This window comes from Burkholderia sp. RF7-non_BP4, from assembly GCF_001521935.1.
GTDB classification, from domain to species: Bacteria; Pseudomonadota; Gammaproteobacteria; order Burkholderiales; family Burkholderiaceae; genus Burkholderia; species Burkholderia diffusa.
The window spans coordinates 287,658-307,914 of the sequence record NZ_LOTA01000031.1 but is presented as its reverse complement, the minus strand read 5'-3'; the positions used below and the strand labels follow the sequence as shown (position 1 = coordinate 307,914).

16 protein-coding genes and 1 pseudogene are annotated in these 20,257 nt (G+C 68.7%); 9 read left to right on the top strand and 8 right to left on the bottom strand.

Going from position 1 to position 20,257, the window contains the following annotated elements; all coding sequences use genetic code 11:
* Nucleotides 1-94 precede the first annotated feature (94 nt).
* Genes WS49_RS13510 through WS49_RS13500 form a run of 3 tightly spaced genes read left to right on the top strand, consistent with a single transcriptional unit; the run spans nt 95 to nt 2,029 of the window.
* Nucleotides 95-463 (top strand): response regulator, encoded by a 369-nt coding sequence (locus tag WS49_RS13510; RefSeq protein ID WP_011548759.1) that lies wholly within the window; start codon nt 95-97, stop codon nt 461-463.
* Complete coding sequence (locus WS49_RS13505; RefSeq protein WP_059529024.1) at nt 456-1,082, top strand: chemotaxis protein CheC; 627 nt, start codon at nt 456-458, stop codon at nt 1,080-1,082. Before WS49_RS13510 ends, WS49_RS13505 begins: the two co-directional genes overlap by 8 nt.
* Nucleotides 1,079-2,029, top strand: coding sequence for a GGDEF domain-containing protein (locus WS49_RS13500; RefSeq protein ID WP_059529022.1), 951 nt, complete (start codon nt 1,079-1,081; stop codon nt 2,027-2,029). Before WS49_RS13505 ends, WS49_RS13500 begins: the two co-directional genes overlap by 4 nt.
* 38 nt (nt 2,030-2,067) lie before the next feature.
* Here the strand turns inward: WS49_RS13500 and WS49_RS13495 are convergent, their stop codons facing one another.
* The gene (locus WS49_RS13495) at nt 2,068-2,952 is read right to left on the bottom strand and encodes an alpha/beta fold hydrolase (RefSeq protein ID WP_059529019.1); all 885 of its coding nucleotides are present in this window, start codon (nt 2,950-2,952) and stop codon (nt 2,068-2,070) included.
* 207 nt (nt 2,953-3,159) lie between these two features.
* On the opposite strand from WS49_RS13495, the gene WS49_RS13490 reads away from it, so the two are divergent.
* From WS49_RS13490 to WS49_RS13470, 5 genes are all read left to right on the top strand, one after another.
* Entirely contained in the window at nt 3,160-3,492 is a 333-nt protein-coding gene (locus WS49_RS13490; protein ID WP_059529016.1) for a hypothetical protein, read from the top strand.
* Nucleotides 3,493-3,749: 257 nt separating this feature from the next.
* Nucleotides 3,750-4,598 (top strand): presqualene diphosphate synthase HpnD, encoded by an 849-nt coding sequence (hpnD, locus tag WS49_RS13485; protein WP_059529130.1) that lies wholly within the window; start codon nt 3,750-3,752, stop codon nt 4,596-4,598.
* 4 nt (nt 4,599-4,602) lie between these two features.
* Entirely contained in the window at nt 4,603-5,856 is a 1,254-nt protein-coding gene (gene hpnE, locus WS49_RS13480) for a hydroxysqualene dehydroxylase HpnE (RefSeq protein ID WP_059529014.1), read from the top strand.
* An 11-nt stretch (nt 5,857-5,867) separates the two neighbouring features.
* Nucleotides 5,868-7,841 (top strand): squalene--hopene cyclase, encoded by a 1,974-nt coding sequence (gene shc, locus WS49_RS13475; protein ID WP_059529011.1) that lies wholly within the window; start codon nt 5,868-5,870, stop codon nt 7,839-7,841.
* Between the two features lie 54 nt (nt 7,842-7,895).
* Nucleotides 7,896-8,552 carry a phosphorylase gene (locus tag WS49_RS13470; protein ID WP_059529127.1) on the top strand — a complete coding sequence of 219 codons (657 nt, stop codon included), beginning with the start codon at nt 7,896-7,898 and terminating at the stop codon, nt 8,550-8,552.
* A gap of 116 nt (nt 8,553-8,668) precedes the next feature.
* Here the strand turns inward: WS49_RS13470 and WS49_RS13465 are convergent, their stop codons facing one another.
* Both WS49_RS13465 and WS49_RS13460 read right to left on the bottom strand, forming a co-directional pair.
* Nucleotides 8,669-9,673 (bottom strand): MlaA family lipoprotein, encoded by a 1,005-nt coding sequence (locus WS49_RS13465; RefSeq protein ID WP_059529008.1) that lies wholly within the window; start codon nt 9,671-9,673, stop codon nt 8,669-8,671.
* A pseudogene (locus WS49_RS13460) lies at nt 9,669-12,300 on the bottom strand (MMPL family transporter); the annotation flags it as partial. The gene WS49_RS13465 and the pseudogene WS49_RS13460, both read right to left, overlap by 5 nt.
* 327 nt (nt 12,301-12,627) lie before the next feature.
* Between WS49_RS13460 and WS49_RS13455 the strand changes: the two are divergent.
* Nucleotides 12,628-13,224 (top strand): MlaC/ttg2D family ABC transporter substrate-binding protein, encoded by a 597-nt coding sequence (locus tag WS49_RS13455; protein ID WP_059529002.1) that lies wholly within the window; start codon nt 12,628-12,630, stop codon nt 13,222-13,224.
* A gap of 109 nt (nt 13,225-13,333) precedes the next feature.
* Here the strand turns inward: WS49_RS13455 and WS49_RS13450 are convergent, their stop codons facing one another.
* The 5 genes from WS49_RS13450 to WS49_RS13430 all read right to left on the bottom strand — a co-directional run bounded on the left by WS49_RS13450 (nt 13,334) and on the right by WS49_RS13430 (nt 20,252).
* Nucleotides 13,334-13,978 carry a response regulator gene (locus WS49_RS13450; RefSeq protein WP_059528999.1) on the bottom strand — a complete coding sequence of 215 codons (645 nt, stop codon included), beginning with the start codon at nt 13,976-13,978 and terminating at the stop codon, nt 13,334-13,336.
* A 31-nt stretch (nt 13,979-14,009) separates the two neighbouring features.
* Nucleotides 14,010-15,389: a cache domain-containing protein gene (locus WS49_RS13445; RefSeq protein ID WP_059528996.1), complete on the bottom strand. Its 1,380-nt coding sequence runs from the start codon at nt 15,387-15,389 to the stop codon at nt 14,010-14,012.
* A gap of 130 nt (nt 15,390-15,519) precedes the next feature.
* Entirely contained in the window at nt 15,520-17,082 is a 1,563-nt protein-coding gene (locus WS49_RS13440) for a sensor domain-containing diguanylate cyclase (protein WP_059528995.1), read from the bottom strand.
* 548 nt (nt 17,083-17,630) lie between these two features.
* Nucleotides 17,631-19,805, bottom strand: a complete 2,175-nt coding sequence (locus tag WS49_RS13435; RefSeq protein WP_059528991.1) for a malate synthase G — start codon at nt 19,803-19,805, stop codon at nt 17,631-17,633.
* A 42-nt stretch (nt 19,806-19,847) separates the two neighbouring features.
* Nucleotides 19,848-20,252 (bottom strand): GlcG/HbpS family heme-binding protein, encoded by a 405-nt coding sequence (locus tag WS49_RS13430; RefSeq protein ID WP_059528988.1) that lies wholly within the window; start codon nt 20,250-20,252, stop codon nt 19,848-19,850.
* Nucleotides 20,253-20,257 lie beyond the last annotated feature (5 nt).

Sequence of the window (20,257 nt, the reverse complement as noted above, 5' to 3'; positions counted from 1 at the left end):
CCGCGACGCCCGCGCTTGATTGCACGGCGCCTCAAGAAGCGCGCCGCGCGGTCGTTAACGCGAGAGAGACCATTCCGTATACCGCTTCGCCGCCATGCCTTTGCCGATCGTGATCGCCGACGACTCCTTGCTCGCTCGCAAACTTCTGACAAAGGCGCTGCCGGGAGACTGGGACGTCGACGTCGCGTATGCGGCGAATGGTCGCGAGGCTCTGGCGCTCTATCGTGACGGCAAAGCTTCCGTGATGTTTCTGGACCTGACGATGCCCGACATGAGCGGCTATCAGGTGCTCGAGACACTGCGCCACGAAGATCTGAACACGTTCGTGATCGTGGTATCCGCCGATATTCAGCCGCAGGCGCAAGCACGCGTGCGCGAGCTGGGCGCGATCGCATTCGTTGCCAAGCCCGTGACGTCGGAGGCGTTGCTGCCCATTCTCAAGGAGTATGGGTTGTATGCCTGAATCGGTGTTCACGGCGGAGCAACGCGACGCGTTGCAGGAGATCGCCAACCTCGCGATGGGCCGCGCCGCCGCACGGCTCGCGTTGCTGCTCGGGCATTTCATCGAGCTGTCGGTACCGCGCGTGCGCGTCGTGAAGGCCGCCGATGCGGGCGACGCGCTGCGCGAGATGACGGGCATCCACGATAACGTGACGGCCGTGCGCCAGGGATTCCGTTCCGACATCAAGGGCGAGGCGATCGTGCTGTGCCGCAGCGCGGGCGTCGCGCGGCTCATGTCGCTGATGGACCGCACGTTCGGCGACGGCGTGTACGCCGGCATGGCCACGCAGGACGAACTCGTGTTCGATGTCGCGAACGTGCTGATGAGCGCGTGCGTCGCATCGATTCTCGACGAGCTCGGCCGCAAGCCCGTGTTCTTCCCGCCGGGGCTGCTCGGCGCGAACGTGTCGTTCGACGACGTGTTCCAGCCGAACGCGCTCGCATGGAGCGTCGCGCTGCTGCTCGAAGTGAACTTCGGCCTCGAGGATCACGCATTCCGCGCACATTTCGTGATGCTGATGGCCGAGGATTCGATCCGGCTGATGGGCGACGCGCTCGACGCATTGCTGTCCGCGCTATGACCACTACCCCGACCACCACCGCCGCGTCGCTGAGCGACCTCGTGATCGAACGCGTCGGCTTCGGCCTGTTCGTGCTCGACCGCACGATGAACGTGCTGATGTGGAATCGTTTCATGCAGGACCACAGCGGTATCCCGGCTGCCGACGTGATCGGCTGCAACCTGTTCGACCGCTTTCCGGAACTGCCGCGCGCATGGCTCGAACGCAAGCTCGAGAGCGTGTTCCAGCTCGGCAGCTTCGCATTCAGTTCGTGGGAGCAGCGGCCTTATCTGTTTCGCTTCGAGCACGACCGGCCGATCACCGGCGGCGTCGACTACATGCAGCAGGACTGCACGTTCATGCCGCTCACGCGCGGCCGCGAAGTCGAGGCCGTCTGCGTGACGATCTCGGACGTCACGCACGTGAGCGTGATGCAGCGCGAGCGCGAGGAGGCGGTCGCGAAGCTGCGCGAGCATGCGAATCGCGACGGCCTGACCGGCATCGCGAACCGGCGCTTCTTCGAGGCGCGGCTCGGCGACGAATTCGCGCGCTGGCAGCGCTACGGCGGCGACCTGTCGGTGCTGCTGTTCGACCTCGACCACTTCAAGACGATCAACGACCGGTTCGGGCACGCGGCCGGCGATGCGGTATTGCGCGAGACGGCGCGCCGCGTCGCGTCCATCGTGCGCGCGCAGGATACGTTCGGCCGCTTCGGCGGCGAGGAATTTGCGCTGCTGCTGCCGTGCACGAATCTCGACGAGGCGATGCGGGTGGCCGACAAGGTGCGCGACGCGATCGGCAGCACGCCGGTCGACGCGGAAGGCGTCAGCGTGCCGGTGACGGCGAGCGTCGGCGGCGCGTGCGCGACGGCGGGCGCGTCGGGGTTCGACGCGCTCGTCAACGAGGCCGACACCGCGCTCTATCGCGCGAAGCGGCTCGGGCGCGATCGGTCGATCGCCTACGCGTAACCGCCGCGCCGCCGCTTCCCGCGTGCGCTGCGCGCCGTTCAGCTTTTCGCGATATCCGCGAGCACGCCGGCCAGCACGGCCGGCTGCGACACGAACGGAGAATGGCTGCTGTCGAGCTGGTGCACGTGCGTCGGGTTGCCGGGCACGAACGCGTCGGCTTCGTCGATGAAGCGCTGCTGCAGCGCGGGCAGGATCACGCGATCCGCCAGGCACTTGATGTAGTGACGATCGATCGCGCCCCAGCGCGCGGTGGTCGTCGGGATCGCGGTCGCGAACGGCGCGGCCGGCACGTCGCAGGTCATCAGGTTCGCCACCGCCTCGAAGTCGGCCTGCGGCACGTCGTCGTACAGCGCGCGCTTCGCCAGCTCGCGATACGCGGCATCGCCGCTGCGCGGATCGATCCGCAGCGCGCCCGCGACGCGCGGGCTCGCGAGCATCAACGGGCCCAGCATTTCGCCCTTGTTTTCGGGCGCACGCACATAGTCGAGGCCCGGCACGCCCGACGCGGGCATGAACGCCGCGAGATAGACGATCTTGGCGATCTTCTCCGGCGCGCGCTCCGCCGCGGCCGTGATCGCGAGGCCGCCCATGCTGTGGCCGACGAGCACGACCTTGCCGCGGCCGAGCGCATATGCGTCGTCGACCGCCTGCATCACCTGCGTCGCGTAATCGTCGAGCGTGGTATTCGCGACCGGCGACGGCTCGGCGCCGAATGCGTCCTCGTCGAGCGGCCGTTCGAGATACGACGCGGGAAAGCGGGCATTGATGCCGTGCGCGGGCAGGTCGCGCGCGATCGACAGGTAGCCGCGCGCGGCCAGCGCGGCCGCGACGTGCGCGTAGCACCACGCACCATGCCACGCGCCGTGCACCAGCACGAAAACGGGATGGTCGGATTGCGCGGCGGCGGTTACGTTCGTCTCCATGGTGTCCGTGTCTTTTTTCGAGAAAGATGTTCATCTTAGACGAAGCCGCGCGCGTCCAAGCATGAACGCGCGGCCCGACCGTGCGCGCGCCCGGATCGGCCGTCACGATCCGGCCCTTTTGTCTCGTTCAGGCCACATTTCGTCCAGATCTGATTTGAATTTGCGCCGAAGCGCGCTAATTTGACGCTTTGTTACCGATTGCGCTCCATGAACGTCGACTACCTCTTCTACCGGCGGCCGGAAAAGCCTGGCCCCTATTCGCTCGACGATCTGGGCGAGATCGCGCCGCCGATCGGTCCGAGCGACGTGGTGCGCGCGGGGATCGCGCGCGTGTTCGAGCAGATCGACTGGCACGAGTCGCCCGACGTGCCGGGCGCGTGGTTCGGCACCGGCGGCCCGTCGTTCCAGTTCACGGCGGAGCCCGACGGGCGCGTGACGAGCTTCATGGGCTCGCGCCTCGAGCGCCGCTCGATGCTGCAGCTGACCCGCGAAATGGGGCTCATCGCGCTCGATCTGCAGCGCGACATCGTCTACGGCTGACGGGCGGCGCGACGCCGTTCCCAGTCGCGGCCGGCCACGCCGGCACCGGGCCCCGAGGCGGCCCGCCGGGCGCGGCGTGTGTCCGCCATCGAACTTCAAAGATTGCTATACTTTCGCCCAATTCCGGCTTCCGGCCGGTAATTTGTGCCTGTCTGCGTCGATCGTTCGCATATCTCGCACGCATTTGACGCCCTGACCAACCCAGCCGGGCATGGCCTCTTCAATCGCCCCGCGTGGGTGTCTCCGTGGAGCTCGTCTTGGCCGTTTCCAATCTCGTCGTGGACGAACAAGAAACCGACGCCGCTGCCGTCACATCGGGCAGTTCTTTCTATCTGGCGATGCGCATCCTGCCGGCAGTGCAGCGCGACGCGATGTTCCAGGTCTACGCGTTCTGCCGCGCGGTCGACGACATCGCCGACAGCGACCTGCCGCGCGCCGAGCGCAACGCGGGCCTCGATCGCTGGCGCGCGGACATCGACGCGTGCTTCGCCGGCCAGCCGCCGCGCCATCTGGTCGCGCTCGAGCGCGAGATCCGCGCATTCGACCTGAAGCGCGAGGACTTCCACGCGATGATCGACGGGATGGCGATGGACGCCGCCGAGGACATCTGCGCGCCGGACGAACCGACGCTCGACCTGTTCTGCGATCGCGTGGCGAGCGCGGCCGGCCGTCTGTCGGTGAGGATTTTCGGGATCCCGGAGGCGGAAGGCATCGAGCTGTCGCACCACCTCGGCCGCGCGCTGCAGCTGACGAACATCCTGCGGGACATCGACGACGACGCGGCGATCAACCGCTGCTACCTGCCGCGCGAGCTGCTCGCGCGCGAAGGCATCGCGATCACCGATCCGGCGACGATCGTGCGCGACCCGGCGCTGCCGCGCGTGTGCGCGACGCTCGTCGAGCGCGCGCTCGAACACTTCCGCGCGGCGGACGCCGTGATGGATCGCTGCACGCGCGCGCAGGTCAAGGCGCCGCGCATCATGTCGGGCGCGTACCGCTGCATTCTGGAAGCCGCGATCGCGCGTGGCTTCGCCGCCCCGCGCGTGCCGCTGCGCAAGCCGAAGGCGCGCATGCTGATGATCGCCGCGCGCTACGCGCTGTTCTGAGCCGATGCCCAGAACCGTCCACGTGATCGGTGCAGGACTCGCGGGCCTGTCGGCCGCCGTCGAGCTGCAACGCCGCGGGCGGCGCATCGTGCTGCACGACGCGCATGCGCATGCGGGCGGCCGCTGCCGCTCGTGGTTCGACGGGACGCTGAACACGACGCTCGACAGCGGGCTGCACCAGGTCTTCGCGGGGCAGTCCGCGACGCAGCGCTACCTGCGTGCGATCGGCGCGGCCGATCAGCTGACGGGCCCTGCGCTGCCTGAATATCCGGTGGTCGACGTCGCGTCGCAGCAGCGCTGGACGCTGCGCTTCGGCAACGGGCGCTGGCCGTCGTGGCTGTTCGATGCGGCATCGCGTGCGCCGGGCACCACGCCGCTCGACTATCTCGCGCTGGCGTCGCTCGCGTTCGCGCGCACCGGCCGTTCACTCGCACAGACGATGCGATGCGACGGCGTGCTGTGGGATCGTTGGCTGCGACCGTATTGGCTCGGGGTGCTGAACGTCGAACCGCGCCACGCGAGCGCCGAACTCGCGCGCGCGGCACTGTGCGGGATGTTTGCCGCGGGCGGCCCCGGTTGGCGCCCGCTCGTCGCGCGCCACGGGCTCGGCAGCGCATTCGTCGAACCGGCGCTGCGGATGCTGCAGCACGGCGGCGCGCAGATCCAGCTGAATTCGCGGCTCGATGCGTTCGAATTCGGCGCGCACGGCAACGCGGTCGATGCGGTCACGATCGGCGGCGAGCGCGTCGATCTCGCGCCGGGCGACGCGGTCGTGCTGGCGGTGCCGCCCGAGGTCGCGCAGCCGCTCGTCCCGGATCTCACCGCGCCCGACACGTTCAGTGCGGTCGTGACCGCGTATTTCGCGGTCGATACACCGGCCGGCAGCCCGCTGCAGACGGCCGTCGTCAACGGCATCGTCGACGCGGTGCGCACCGGCGATGGTCCGCTCGCGGCGACGATCCGCGACGCGGGCCGCTGGCTCGACATGCCGCGCGATGCGCTCGCGCGGCGCATCTGGGAAGACGTCGCGCGCGTGACCGGCGCGAACCCGGAAACCCTCCCCGCGTGGCAGCTCGTCGTCGAGCCGCGCGCGGGGTTCGCTGCGGTGCCGTCGCAGGAAATGAAACGTCCGGCCGTGCGTACGCGCTGGACCAATCTCGTGCTGGCGGGCGACTGGATTGCCACCGGCTTGCCCGCCACGATCGAGGGCGCGATCCGTTCCGGCCAATTGGCCGCGGACGTGCTCCAGACACAATAAGAGAGGGACCGATGAACGATCTCACCGATATGGCTACCCTGTCCGCCGGCACCGTGCCGGCCGGGCTCGACGCGGCCGTCGCCAGCGCGACCGACGCGCTGCTGGCCGCGCAGAACGCGGACGGACACTGGGTCTACGAACTCGAAGCCGATTCGACGATTCCCGCCGAATACGTGCTGCTCGTCCACTATCTCGGCGAGACGCCGAACCTCGAGCTCGAACAGAAGATCGGCCGCTATCTGCGTCGCATCCAGCAGGCTGACGGCGGCTGGCCGCTGTTCACCGACGGCGCGCCGAACATCAGCGCGAGCGTGAAGGCGTATTTCGCGCTGAAGGTGATCGGCGACGACGAGAACGCCGAGCACATGCAGCGTGCGCGCCGCGCGATCCACGCGATGGGCGGCGCGGAGATGTCGAACGTGTTCACGCGGATCCAGCTTGCGCTGTACGGTGCGATCCCGTGGCGCGCGGTGCCGATGATGCCGGTCGAGATCATGCTGCTGCCGCAGTGGTTCCCGTTCCACCTGTCGAAGGTGTCGTATTGGGCGCGCACCGTGATCGTGCCGCTGCTGGTGCTGAACGCGAAGCGTCCGATCGCGAAGAACCCGCGCGGCGTGCGTATCGACGAGCTGTTCATCGACCCGCCCGTCAACGCCGGTCTCCTGCCGCGCCAGGGCCACCAGAGCCCCGGCTGGTTCGCGTTCTTCCGCGTGGTCGATCACGCGCTGCGCGCGGTCGACGGCCTGTTCCCGAGCTACACGCGCGAACGCGCGATCCGCCAGGCCGTGTCGTTCGTCGACGAGCGCCTGAACGGCGAGGACGGCCTTGGCGCGATCTATCCGGCGATGGCCAACGCGGTGATGATGTACGACGTGCTCGGCTATGCGGAAGATCATCCGAACCGCGCGATCGCGCGTAAGTCGGTCGAGAAGCTGCTCGTCGTGCACGAGGACGAAGCGTATTGCCAGCCGTGCCTGTCGCCGGTGTGGGACACGTCGCTTGTCGCGCATGCGCTGCTCGAAACCGGTGACGCGCGTGCCGAGGAAGCGGTGCTGCGCGGCCTCGACTGGCTGCGCCCGCTGCAGATCCTCGACGTGCGCGGCGACTGGATCTCGCGCCGCCCGAACGTGCGGCCGGGCGGCTGGGCGTTCCAGTATGCGAACGCGCACTATCCGGACGTCGACGATACTGCCGTGGTCGTGATGGCAATGGACCGTGCGCAGAAGCTCAAGCAGACGGATACGTATCGCGAATCGATGGCGCGCGCGCGCGAATGGGTCGTCGGCATGCAGAGCAGCGACGGCGGCTGGGGCGCGTTCGAACCGGAAAACACGCAGTACTACCTGAACAACATTCCGTTCTCGGATCACGGCGCGCTGCTCGATCCGCCGACCTCGGACGTATCGGGCCGCTGCCTGTCGATGCTGTCGCAGCTTGGCGAGAGTGCGCTGAACAGCGAGCCGGCCCGTCGTGCGCTCGACTACATGCTGAAGGAGCAGGAACCGGACGGCAGCTGGTACGGCCGCTGGGGGATGAACTACGTGTACGGCACGTGGACGGCCCTGTGTTCGCTGAACGCAGCCGGCCTGACGCCGGACGATCCGCGCGTGAAGCGCGGCGCGCAGTGGCTGCTGTCGATCCAGAACAAGGACGGCGGCTGGGGCGAGGACGGCGACAGCTACAAGCTGAATTACCGCGGCTTCGAGCAGGCGCCGAGCACCGCGTCGCAGACGGCGTGGGCGCTGCTCGGCCTGATGGCGGCCGGCGAGGTGAACAACCCGGCCGTTGCACGCGGCGTCGACTACCTGATCGCGCAGCAGAATGAAGAAGGCCTGTGGGACGAGACGCGCTTCACCGCGACCGGCTTCCCGCGCGTGTTCTACCTGCGCTATCACGGCTATCGCAAGTTCTTCCCGCTGTGGGCGCTCGCGCGCTATCGCAACCTGAAGCGCGCCAATGCGACGCGCGTGACGGTCGGGATGTAACGCGTGGCACCGGCGCAGCACAACGGCACGTTGCCCGTCATCGCCGTCACGGGGATGGCGTTCGAGGCACGCATCGCGCGCGGCCAAGGCGTCGAGGCCGTGTTCGCCGCGCGGGCCGACCGGCTCGAGCGCGCGCTGGCCGAGGCGACCGCGCGCGGTTGCGCGGGCATCGTGAGTTTCGGCACGGCGGGCGGGCTCGCACCCGATCTCGCGCCCGGCGCACTCGTGATCGCGGACGCGATCGACGGGCCGTTCGGCCGCGTGCAGACCGATCCGGGCTGGAGCGCGCGGCTCGTCGCCGCGCTGCACGACACGCCGGTGTGGGCGCGCGTCACGCGCGGCACGATGGCGGCGGTCGGCGCGCCGGTGGTCAGCGAGCAGGAAAAGACGTCGCTGCATCGCACGAAGGACGCGCTCGCCGTCGACATGGAGTCACATATCGCCGCGGCCTTCGCGGCGTCGCGCGGCGTGCCGTTCGCGGTGTGCCGCGCGATCGTCGACCCTGCGTGGCGCACGTTGCCGCGCGCGGCGACGGCCGGCCTGCGCGATGACGGCAGCACGGCCATCTTGCCGATCCTGCGCGAACTGCTGAAGCAGCCGTCGCAGCTCGGCCCGCTGCTGCAGGTCGCGGGCGACGCGCGCGCGGCGCGCACGACGCTGATCCAGGCGCGGCACGCATTCGAGCGTGCCGGCGCGATGCGGATCGTCTGAGCGGCGCTCGCCGCTTTCCGCTTCTCCTCTCCCTTCCCTTTTCGTTTCGCATACGCGCAAAAAAAGAGCGCTGCATGATGCAGCGCTCTTCGGCTTGCGGGCGGATGCCGTGCGCGTTACTGCACGGCCGGACCGCTCGCGGGCACCGTCGGCATCGCCGGAGCGATCGGCGCGCCGTTGGCAGCCGGCGCGGTCATCGCCCCGGCCGACGCAGCAGCCGGCGCCGCTGCCGGCGCACTCGCCGGCATCGCGCCGTCGGCACCCGGATCCTCATACTGCGGCAACCCCGGCGCGGCCGGCGCATTGCCCGGTGCCGTGCCCGATGCGCCGCCCGACTCGCCCGGATCCTCGTAATTCGGCAAGCCCGGCACGGTCGGCGCGGCCGCCGGCACCGCACCCGATTCACCCGGCTCGGTGTAGTTCGGCGGCGCGGCCGATGCCGACTGGCCGCGATACGTCAGCGACTTGCGCTGCTGCAGATACGCGTCGCGGACGAACGAGTACGGATCGAGCGCCGCCTGCTTCAGCAGATCGGTCGCGCCGAGCAGGTCCGAACGCGCGCTGATGAACTGCGCGATGTACATCGGATTGCGCGCGGCCGGCTCGATGTAGTTGAGCAGGTTGAAGCGGACGTCCACCGCGCGGCCGACGCCATCGCGGATCGTGCTCGGCCCGAACACGGGCAGCACGAGGTACGGGCCGGACGGCACGCCCCAGCGCGCCATCGTCAGCCCGAAATCCTGGTGATGCTTGGGCAGCCCGGCCGGCGTCGCGATGTCGATCAGGCCGCCGACGCCGAACACCGAGTTCATCGCCACGCGCATCAGATCCTGCGTCGCATCGGTGATGCGCAGCTGCAACAGGTTGTTGGCCATGTTGCCGAGATCGCCGAGGTTCGAGAAGAAGTTGCTGATCGCGGTGCGCACGGGCGTCGGCGTGACCTTCTGGTAACCCTTCGCGATCGGCACGGCGATGTTCGTGTCGACCGTGTCGTTGAACTTGTACATCGCCCGGTTCATCGGCTCGAGCGGGTCGTTGGGGTTGCGGTTCGGGCCCGTCGCGCAGCCGCTCAGCACCGCGCTGGCAGCGACGGTCGCCGCAATGATTCGCACCTTGTTCATTATTTCCTTGCGATTGGTTCTTTGGCGCGTTTGACGCGCGGTTTGCCCATCAGGACGGGCTGAAACACCACGGCGCCGATCAGGGTGCAGGTCAACGCCAGCGCGAGCAGCTTGCCCATGCTCGACGTGCCTGGATGATGCGACAGCCACAGGCTGCCAAAGGCGGTTGCGGTTGTCGCGGCGCTGAACAGCACCGCGTGCGTGAGGCTCGACTGCAGCAGGCCCGTCTGGCCCGCGCGCCACGCCATCACGAAGTACACCTTGAACGCCACGCCGACGCCGAGCATCAGCGGCAGCGCGATGATGTTCGCGAAGTTCAGCGACATGCCGAGCACGACGCACATCTCGAGCGTGACGAGCCCCGACACGAGCAACGGCACCAGCGTGCGCAGCACGTCGCCGAAGCGGCGCAGCGTGATCCACAGCAGGATCGTGATCGACAGGATCGACCACAGCGCCGCGTGCAGGAACGCGTTGATGATCGTGTCGGCCGAATGCAGGATCGAGATCGGGCCGCCGATCGCGCCCGGCTCAGCGGCCTTCACCGCCTTCGCGAAGCGGCGCAGCATCGTGTCGTCGTTCGGGTCGACGCCCTTCGGCACCTTCGGCGAAATCTGCACGAGCGCGTGACCGTCCGGCGCGATCCAGTCGCGCACGAGCTGCGGCGGCAGCGCGTCGCGCGTGATGTCCTGCGGCTGCAGCAGCGTCGCGAGCTGATTGAGCGCGATGCGCAGCGTGTCGGAGAACGCGCGTTCGGCGCGGTCGCGCGTCGCGCTGTCGGCGGCGGCGAGCTTCGCGAGCGATGCCGACAGATGCTGGGCGGCGGCCGCGCCCGGGCCCGGGTGATCTTCCGCCGCGTAGCTCAGCAGGTCCGACACGCGCTTGAGCGCGGCGACGCGCTGCGCGTCGGTCGCGGGCGGCGCGGCCGGTTGCGTCAGCGCGGGCAGCAGGTCGCTCGCGGCCGCGGTGATCGCCGCACGCTTGGTCGGCTGGTCGGCCGGCACGAAGGTCGACAGCGTCGTCGTGCGGCCGACTTCCGGCAGCGCGTCGAGGCGCTTCGCGGCCGCGTCGGCCTCGGCGAGCGACGGCGCGAGCAGCGTGACGTCGTTGACGGCCGCTTCGGGCGAATCCTTCAGCGCGAGCAGCGTCGCCATCGATTCGCTGTTCGGATCCTTCAGGTGCAGCGGATTGAAGTCGAAGTGCAGGAACGCGAGCAGCGGCAGCGCGCCGATCACGACCGCGAGCGTGCCGATCAGGATCGGCTTGCGATGGCGATCGAGGAAGTCGTCGACCGGCGCGAGCCACGGAAAGCCCGGCGTCTTCGATTCGCCCGGCGGCGCGAACAGGCGCAGCAGCGCGGGCAGCAGCGTGAGCGTGGTCAGCAGCGCGACGAACATCCCGACGCCCGCGATCAGGCCGAGCTCGGACACGCCGCGATAGGCTGTGGGAATGAACGAGAAGAAGCTCGCCGCGACCGCCGTGGTGGCCAGCGCGAGCGGCATGCCCATCGAGTGCGCGGCGCCGATCAGCGCGTGATCGATGCGCGGATCGCGGAAGCGTTCCTCGCGGTATTTCACGCCGTACTGGATCGAGAAGTCGACGCCGAGGCCGACGAACAGCACCATGAACGCGACCGAGATCATGTTCAGCGAACCGACCATCGCGAGGCCGAGCGCCGCGGTCACGACGAGGCCGACGAACAGCGTGACCAGCACCGAGCCGATCATCCGCTTCGAGCGCAGCGCGAGCCACAGGATCACGAGCACGGCGAGGAGCGTGAGCGCGCCGTTGAGCGCGGCGCCGTCTTCCACCGATGCGAATTCGTCGTCGGCGAGCGGTTGTTCGCCGGTCAGGCGCACGACCGCGCCGTAGCGTTGCTCGAGGCCGAGCGCTTTTGCCGTGTCGCGGATCACCTGGGTCGTTTCGGCGCCGGCTTTCAGCGCACCGTAGTTGACGACCGGCTGCACCGTCACGAACGCGCGGGCGGGCTGGCGTGCGGCATCGCTGTCGACCAGCCCGCGCCACGAGAACGCGGCGGGCTTGCCGGCCAGCACGTCGTCGACCGTCGCGGCGCTGCGCGCGAGCAGCTTCGCCATCGCGGGCAGCTTCACCTGGCCGGTCAGGAGCGGCTGGCCGAGCGTGGTGGACAGCGTGGTCGCGAGCCCGGTCAGGCTCGGGTTCTTCGCGAGCTCGTTGACGAGCGGCCGTGCGCTCGCGAGTTGCGTCGTCGTGTCCGTCACTTCCTGCGGCGACAGGAACAGCAGCCCGTTGTGCTCGAAGAACGGGCCGCCGCCGGGTTCGGCGACCTGGCCGATGCGGCCGGCGTCGGCCTGCTTCTGCAGGGCTTCGGTGAGCGTATGCGCGGCGGCGGTCGCGAATTCGGGCGCCGGGGCCTCGACCACCGCGAGGATCGTGCCGTTGCGTTGCGGGAAGGCCTTGTCGACGGCCTGGCCGAGCGCGGCCCACTGGGGTTCCGCGTCGACGAGCTTGCTGATGTCCGTGCTGATCTTGAAGTGCTGCGCGACGTAGACGCCGCTGAAGACGGCGACGACGAGCGACAGCACGACGACCCAGACGGGGCGGCGTACCGACCATGCGACGAGTCGGACGATGAGAGATGTCACCATGTGGCGGTGGGGAGGGGCTGGCAAGGACAAAACAACGAGTATACCGGCGCAACGTGGCGTCGGTCGCGACGATGGAGCGTAAAGGGGCGGGAAGGATATTTGCTCCGCGGCGCAGGAATCGGCGCGCAGCGCCCGGCGATTCGTATGGGGATACTTACATAATCGACCGGCATCGCGCCGTGGCGGGGCCTGTGACAAAAGGGGTTGAAAGGTAACAGTCGGTCACCGCGCGGCAGGCCGGCCGCCGGGCCGCTATACTTCGACCCACCGGCCGATGCCACCGATGCAATCCGCCGGCCGTTTTTTCTCATCGAGTGCGATATCCGTATGAAACGTCATCTGTTTGCTTTCGTCGCGGCGGCCGCCGTGTCGGTTTCCGCTTTCGCGCAGAGCGCGCCCGTCGACATCGTCCGCAATGCGGTCGAAGGCACCGTCAACGCGATGAAGGCCGATCCGGGTGCGCGCGGCGGCGACATGGCGAAAGTCACGCAAGTCGTCGAGCAGCGCTTCCTGCCCGCGACGAACTTCGAACGCACGACCCGCATCGCGGTCGGCGATGCCTGGAAGCAGGCGACGCCGCAACAGCAGCAGGAGCTGTACAAGCAGTTCAAGCTGCTGATGACGCGCACCTATGCCGCGTCGCTCGCGCAGCTCGGCGGCCAGGACGCGAAGTTCTCGTTCAAGGCCGGCGGCGCGTCGGGCGCCGATGCGCTGGTGCAGTCGACGGTCACGACGCCGGGCGACAGCCAGTCGGTCGGCTATCGCCTCGGCAAGGTCGGCAACGACTGGAAAATCTACGACATCGACATGTCGGGCGCGTGGCTGATCCAGGTCTACCAGGGCCAGTTCAAGGGCCAGCTCGCGTCGGGCGGCATCGACGGCCTGATCGCGTATCTGCAGAAGCACAACGCGCGGACGAACTGATCGCCGCCGGTCGGCCGGCATGTTCAGCATGCCGGCATGCATCAAGGGCGCCCTCGGGCGCCCTTTTTCGTTGCGGGTTCGGAATGACGCGGGGACCCGTGTCGGGGCGCTACCGCCGCCGATGCTCGACCGCGAACTTGATCAGCTCCGCCTGCCCCTCGATCTCGAGCTTGCGCTTCAGATTGAGCCGGTGCGTTTCCACCGTGCGCACCGACAGCCCCGTCTGCTGCGCGATCTGCTTGCTCGACAGCCCCTCGGCCAGCGCGTCGAGGATGTCGCGTTCGCGCGGCGTCAGGCGGTCGAGCGGCGACGCGGCCGCGCTCGCCTGGATCATCCGCGCGGCGAGCCCTTCGCTGAAGAACGTCTGCCCCGTGAGCACCGCGCCGATCGCGCGCACGATCTCGCTCGCGGGCGAATCCTTCAGCAGATAGCCGCTCGCGCCTGCGCGCACGGCCTGCGTCACGTATTCGATGTTGTCGTGCATCGACAGCATCAGCACGCGAATCCCCGGAAAGCGCTCGTGGAAGACGCCGGCGAGCGTGATGCCGTTCATTCCGTTCATGCCGACGTCCATCAGCGCGAGATCGGGTTCGAGCGACGCGGCGAGCGCGAGCGCCTCGTCCGCGTTGCCGGCTTCGCCGACCACGGACAGGTCGGCCGCCTCGAGCCGCATCCGCAGGCCGTCGCGCACCAGCGGGTGATCGTCGACGAGCAGCAGTCGGGCGGCGGGCTGGACGGTATCGGGGGCGCTCATGGGCAAAGGTCTCCGGTGATGGGGCGCGTGCTCAGGCGGCGCGCAGCGGCACGCGCGCGGCCACGACGGTGTGGCCGACCTGCGACGTGATCGTCAATGTGCCGCCGAGCGCGTCGAGGCGCTCGCGCATGTTGCGCAGCCCGATGCCGCGGCGCGCATCGGTCTGCGACCGCTCGGCATCGAAGCCGCAGCCGTTGTCGGCGATGGTCAGCGTGGCGGCATGCGCGCCGACGTCGAGCGTGACGGCCGCGCGCGACGCCTGCGCATGATGCACGATGTTGCTGAGCGCTTCCTGCGCGATCCGGAACAGCGCCGTATTGACCGGCGCGGGCAACGGCCGCGCGCCGCTGTGCGCGACCTGCGTATAGCCGATGTCGATGCCGCTTTCCGCGCCGAGCTCGCGCACGAGCTGCTCGAGCGCGGCCGCGAGGCCGAGATCGTCGAGCATCGCCGGGCGCAGCGCATGCGAGATGCGCCGCACTTCGCGCAGCGTGTCGCCGAGCCGCCCGACGCCGGACGCGAGCGCCTGCTCGGCTTCGGGCATGCGCGTCGCGCCGCGCTCGAAGCGCGCGAGCGCGGATTCGAGCATCAGCTTCGCGGACACCATCATCTGGCTGATCCCGTCATGCAGTTCGCGCGACAGCCGCTCGCGCTCCTGCTCCTGCGATTCGACGACACGCTGCGCGAGCTGCTTGAGCTTCGCGTCGGCGCTGCGCGATTCGCTGACGTTCAGCACCAGCGCGCAGACGGCGATCGCAGCCGCGCCGGTCAGCGCGATCGCGGTGAGCCAGCTCATCGTCCGCTCGATGTTCGCGGACGCGCGCGCGTCGATGCGTTGCAGCGCGGTGTCGACGTCGTCGAGATAGATGCCGGTGCCGACCATCCAGCCCCAGCGTTCGAGCGCGACGACGTAGCCGAGCTTCGGCGCGGGCTTGCCCGTCGACGGCCGCTGCCACGTGTAGCGCACGTAGCCGCCGCCGTGCGATGCAGCGCCGATCAGCTGCTGGATCGTCAGCGCGCCTTGCGGGTCGCGCATCGACCAGTAGTTGTGGCCGACGCGCTCGGGCTCGCGCGGATGCATCAGCGCATTGCCGTGCAGGTCGTAGACGAAGAAATAACCGTCGGGGCCGAAATCCATCTTCTGCAGCATCGCGAGCGCCTGCGTGCGCAGCAACGCGTCGTCGCGCGCATTGCGGCCGCTCGCGTCGTACAGCGGCATGATCGCGCTCGTCGCGAGCTCGACGTAATGCTTCAGCTCGATTTCCTTGCTCGACAGGTAGGCGGCCTGGATCGTCGCGTGCTGCGTGCGCGCGAGCGACGTCGCCTGCTGGCGCACGCCGAAGCCGATGCCGGCGATCGCGAGCAGGAATGGCACGATCGCCAGGAGGAAAATCTTTGCCTTGAGTCTCATGATGGTGTGAAGCGGGCGCGGGCCGGCCGGCGCATGTGTCTGTCGCGCGGCGGCGGCGAGCCGACATTGTCGGCGATTTCGCCCGCGGGCGATCGGAAGGCTCGGCGAAGGCCTGCCGGGCCGCCGTGGCTCAGGCGCGCCGCGGCGTGCGATCGACGCTCACGGCCGTCTGCACGACGACCCGGTTGCGCCCGCGTTCCTTCGCGCGGTACAGCGCGTCGTCGGCGAGCTTCAGCGCGGCCTGGATGCTGTCGTCGCGCTCCGGATAGCAGGTCGTCACGCCGATGCTCGCGGTCAGGCAGTCGGACGAGCCCGTGGCGTGCCGGATGCCGAGATCGAGGATGCCGGTGCGGATCGCTTCGGCGATCGTCACGGCGCCGGGCGTGTCGACGTCGGGCAGCACGACGACGAACTCCTCGCCGCCGTAGCGGGCCGCATAGTCGGCCGGGCGCCGCAGGCAGCCGGCGATGCAGCGGCCGACCGCGGCGAGCGCGTCGTCGCCGGCCTGGTGGCCTTGCGTGTCGTTGTAGCGCTTGAAGTGATCGACGTCGACGAACAGCAGCGACAGCGCATGTTGCGAGCGTGCCGCGCGGCGCCATTCGCGCTCGAGCGTGACGTCGAGCATGCGGCGGTTGTCGAGGCCGGTGAGGCCGTCGGTGCGCGCGAGCGCCTGCAGTTCGGTTTCCGCGCGGTGACGCTTGCGCAGTTGCACGTCGAGCAGCAGCGACAAGCCGACGAAGCCGAGCGCGAGCATGGCCATCGCCGAGCCGATCGGGATCGCGCGGTCGTACCACGCAGCGTAGGTGTCGGCTTCCGAGCGCGCGACCATGATGATCAGCGGCAGATTTTCGAGATGCCGGAACACGTACAGGCGCCGAACGCCGTCGATCGACGCGGTATCGGCGAAGCTGCCCTCGTTCGCGGTCATGAAGTGACGGAACGTGCTGGCCTTGCTGATGTCGCGGCCGACGATCGCCGGATCGTACGGCTTGCGCGCGACCATCCGGCCGTCGGTGTTGATCAGCGCGACGGAGCCGCGATCGCCGAGCGCCAGGCGCGAAAACAGGTTCTGGAAATATTCGAGCCGGATCGACATCACGGCGACGCCGCCGAACGACCCGTCGGGCCGCGTGATCCGCCGGCTGAGCGCGATGCTCAGCGAGCCGCCGCGCAGCCGCGAACGGTACGGATCGCTGATGTACACGCCGACGTTCGGGTGGTCGCGGTGCACCGTGAAATACGGTTCGTTGCGGAAGTTGGCCTTGCGCGGCACATCGCTCATGCCGTCGACCGCGATGTCGCCGTTCGCGTCGAGCACGTAGATGCCGCCGAGGTATTTGGCCGTCGTCGCGCGGTCGAACAGCACCTGGCGGCGCAGCGACATCGGCAGCGCGGCGACCGCGGGATCGTTCGAGCCGTCGACGACGGCCTGCAGCGACAGCGAATAGATCTCGATGTTGCGCTCGATGTCCCACGACGCCATCAGCGCGATGTTCTGCTGGGTGGTGCGCGCGCGATCGCGTGCGTCGATGCGGCCTTCGTACAGCACGATGGCGCACAGCAGCAACAGGAGCAGCGCGATCAGCAACCCTGAATAGAAGATCAGGTGCGGCAGCAGGAACCGGCGAAATTGCGCGGCGATGCGGCCCGTCAGGCCGGATTCGCTGGGCATTGCGTAGTCGGTTTCTGCCATGGTCCGTGGATCGATGGGCATCGCCGCCAGGCGGCGGGCCGATGCGATTGTTCGTATGATTTGCCGGCGGCGATCCGGTGCGCGGTCTCCGATGCGCACGCCGCCCGATCGACCGGAGAACCGGAGCCGATCATCCAAGATTGCGGCCGGATAAACCGCAAAAATCGCTCCATTCACCGGGAGGATTGGCCGCGATTCGACGATCCGACGAATCGGGCGGCGCGGATTGTTCCGAGTATAACGCGCGTATTTGTATACGCGGAGAATGTTGCGGACCGTTGATCCGGATCAAATTATCGCCGTGACCAATACTTGCCAATCGCGCGTGGAGCGTTGCGGTGCAAGGCTTTGCGCCAGGCGCGGAGCGGCGCGCATTCCACGGTCGCCGGTTTTACCGTTTTAACGGCCGGTGAAGCGGGAACTTGAAGCGGTGCGATACGGACCGATTATCGATTTCGGTGTCCGCGTGAATTCGCAGATGAAAACGGGCGGCCACGATGGCCGCCCGTTTCGCGAAACCGCATGCGGGAAAGCCCGCATGCAAGGGTTTACGCGCCGTGCTGCTGCGCCTTGTACGCGAGCCGGAACCGATGCAGCAGCGGCTCGGTATAACCGCTCGGCTGCGACGTGCCCTGCAGCGCCAGCGCGCACGCGGCCTTGAATGCCGTCGACTGGTCATAGCCGGGCGCCATCGGGCGATAGTTCGGGTCGCCGGCGTTCTGCTGATCGACGACGCGCGCCATCCGCTTGAACACGTCGAGCACGAACGCCTCGGTGATCACGCCGTGGCGCAGCCAGTTCGCGATGTGCTGGCTCGAGATGCGCAGCGTCGCGCGGTCTTCCATCAGGCCGACGTCGTGGATGTCCGGCACCTTCGAGCAGCCGACGCCCTGTTCGACCCAGCGCACGACGTAGCCGAGGATGCCCTGCGCGTTGTTCTCGACTTCGCTCAGGATCTCGGCCTCGCTCCACTCGGCGCGTTCGACGACCGGCACGGTCAGCAGGCCTTCGAGCAGCGCGTCGCGTTCGCTCGCATACGGCGTCTTCTCGAGTTCCTGCTGGACGGCCTGCACGTCGACGAGGTGGTAGTGCAGCGCGTGCAGCGTCGCGGCGGTCGGCGACGGCACCCACGCGGTGTTCGCGCCGGCGCGCGGATGCGCGATCTTCTGCTCGAGCATCGCGTGCATCAGGTCCGGCATCGCCCACATGCCCTTGCCGATCTGCGCGCGGCCGCGCAGGCCGGCCGACAGGCCCGCGAGCACGTTGTTGCGCTCGTACGACTGGATCCACGCCGACGACTTCATGTCGCCCTTGCGGATCATCGGGCCCGCCTCCATCGCGGTGTGCATCTCGTCGCCGGTGCGATCGAGGAAGCCGGTGTTGATGAACGCGACGCGCGCGGCGGCGGCCGCGATACAGGCGGCGAGGTTCACGCTGGTGCGGCGCTCCTCGTCCATGATGCCCATCTTCAGCGTGTTGCGCGGCAGGCCGTACAGGTCCTCGATGCGCGCGAACAGCGTGTCGGCGAACGCGACTTCGACCGGGCCGTGCATCTTCGGCTTCACGATGTAGATCGAGCCCGTGCGCGAGTTGCGCTTCGCCTTCAGGTCGTGCAGCGAGCACAGCACCGTGACGACGCCGTCGAGGATGCCTTCCGGAATCTCGTTGCCGTCGCGGTCGAGCACCGCGCCGTTGGTCATCAGGTGGCCGACGTTGCGCACGAACAGCAGCGAGCGGCCGTGCAGCGTCAGCGTGCCGCCGGCCGGCGTCGTGTATGCGCGATCGGCGTTCAGGCGGCGCGTGAAGGTCTTGCCGCCCTTCGCGACTTCCTCGACCAGCGTGCCCTGCATCAGGCCGAGCCAGTTGCGATAGAGCTGGACCTTGTCGTCGGCGTCGACCGCCGCGACCGAATCCTCGCAGTCGATGATCGTGCTGACCGCGGCTTCGAGCACGACGTCCTTCACGTTCGCGAGATCGGCGCGGCCGATGGGGGTCGACGCGTCGATCTGGATCTCGAGGTGCAGGCCGTTGTGCTTCAGCAGGATCGCGGACGGTGCGCCCGCCGCGCCTTGATAGCCGACGAACTGCGCCGGCTGCGCGAGGTGCACGACGCCCTTGCCGGTTTCGACGGCGAGCTGGCCGTCCTCCACGCGATAACGCAGCGCGTCGCGGTGCGAGCCGCTCGCGAGCGGCGCCGCGTTGTCGAGCACGTCGCGCGCGTAGTCGATCACGCGCTGGCCGCGCGTCGGGTTGTAGGCCGAGGTGCGTTCGGCGCCGCCGTCCTCGGGCAGCGCGTCGGTGCCGTACAGTGCGTCGTACAGGCTGCCCCAGCGCGCGTTCGCGGCGTTCAGCGCATAGCGCGCGTTCGACAGCGGCACGACGAGCTGCGGGCCGGCCTGCGTCGCGATCTCGCTGTCGACGTTCGCGGTGGCTGCCGCGACGTTCGACGGGACCGGCACGAGGTAGCCGATCTGTTCGAGGAACGCGCGATACGCGGCATGGTCGCGCACCGGGCCGGGGTGCGCGCGATGCCACGCGTCGAGTTCCAACTGCAGGCGGTCGCGTTCCGCGAGCAGTTCGCGGTTGCGCGGCGCGAGGTCGTGCACCAGGGCCGAGAAACCGCTCCAGAAGGCGGCCTTGTCGATACCGGTGCCCGGCAGTGCTTCGTTTTCAATGAACTGGCTCAGCGCTGGCGCGACTTGCAGTCCTGCTTGGTCGATCATCGTGATTCCTCCCGGGGAAAAAATCGCGCGCGGCTTGGCTGGTTATGCCGCGACGCTTTGTGTGCCGGCGCGGGCGATCTGCGCGTCCTGTTCGGACTTTACGCCGGATACACCGATCGCGCCCGCAATACGGCCGCTCACCGTCACCGGCACGCCGCCTTCGAGCAATCCTGTCAGCGGCACGCTCAGAAACGCCGTGCGGCCACCGTTGATCATATCCTCATACGCCTTCGTCTCGCGACGGCCGAGCGCCGCCGCGCGCGCCTTGTCCTGCGCGATGCAGGCGCTGGCCGCCGATGCACCATCGAGGCGCGCGAACGCGAGCAGGTGGCCGCCGTCGTCGACGACGGCGATCGACACGGCCCAGCCGTGACGCTCGGCCTCCGCACGGGCGGCGGCGAGCATGCGGTCGACGTCGGCGAGTTCGAGTTCGGGCTTCGTTTTCATGGCGT

Bases quoted from the DNA above. Each gene is read 5' to 3' on its own strand.
- WS49_RS13510 (WP_011548759.1), top strand. From the start codon at position 95: ATGCCTTTGCCGATCGTGATCGCCGACGACTCCTTGCTCGCTCGCAAA.
- WS49_RS13505 (WP_059529024.1), top strand. From the start codon at position 456: ATGCCTGAATCGGTGTTCACGGCGGAGCAACGCGACGCGTTGCAGGAG.
- WS49_RS13500 (WP_059529022.1), top strand. From the start codon at position 1,079: ATGACCACTACCCCGACCACCACCGCCGCGTCGCTGAGCGACCTCGTG.
- WS49_RS13495 (WP_059529019.1), bottom strand. From the start codon at position 2,952: ATGGAGACGAACGTAACCGCCGCCGCGCAATCCGACCATCCCGTTTTC.
- WS49_RS13490 (WP_059529016.1), top strand. From the start codon at position 3,160: ATGAACGTCGACTACCTCTTCTACCGGCGGCCGGAAAAGCCTGGCCCC.
- hpnE (WP_059529014.1), top strand. From the start codon at position 4,603: ATGCCCAGAACCGTCCACGTGATCGGTGCAGGACTCGCGGGCCTGTCG.
- shc (WP_059529011.1), top strand. From the start codon at position 5,868: ATGAACGATCTCACCGATATGGCTACCCTGTCCGCCGGCACCGTGCCG.
- WS49_RS13470 (WP_059529127.1), top strand. From the start codon at position 7,896: ATGGCGTTCGAGGCACGCATCGCGCGCGGCCAAGGCGTCGAGGCCGTG.
- WS49_RS13465 (WP_059529008.1), bottom strand. From the start codon at position 9,673: ATGAACAAGGTGCGAATCATTGCGGCGACCGTCGCTGCCAGCGCGGTG.
- WS49_RS13455 (WP_059529002.1), top strand. From the start codon at position 12,628: ATGAAACGTCATCTGTTTGCTTTCGTCGCGGCGGCCGCCGTGTCGGTT.
- WS49_RS13450 (WP_059528999.1), bottom strand. From the start codon at position 13,978: ATGAGCGCCCCCGATACCGTCCAGCCCGCCGCCCGACTGCTGCTCGTC.
- WS49_RS13445 (WP_059528996.1), bottom strand. From the start codon at position 15,389: ATGAGACTCAAGGCAAAGATTTTCCTCCTGGCGATCGTGCCATTCCTG.
- WS49_RS13440 (WP_059528995.1), bottom strand. From the start codon at position 17,082: ATGGCAGAAACCGACTACGCAATGCCCAGCGAATCCGGCCTGACGGGC.
- WS49_RS13435 (WP_059528991.1), bottom strand. From the start codon at position 19,805: ATGATCGACCAAGCAGGACTGCAAGTCGCGCCAGCGCTGAGCCAGTTC.
- WS49_RS13430 (WP_059528988.1), bottom strand. From the start codon at position 20,252: ATGAAAACGAAGCCCGAACTCGAACTCGCCGACGTCGACCGCATGCTC.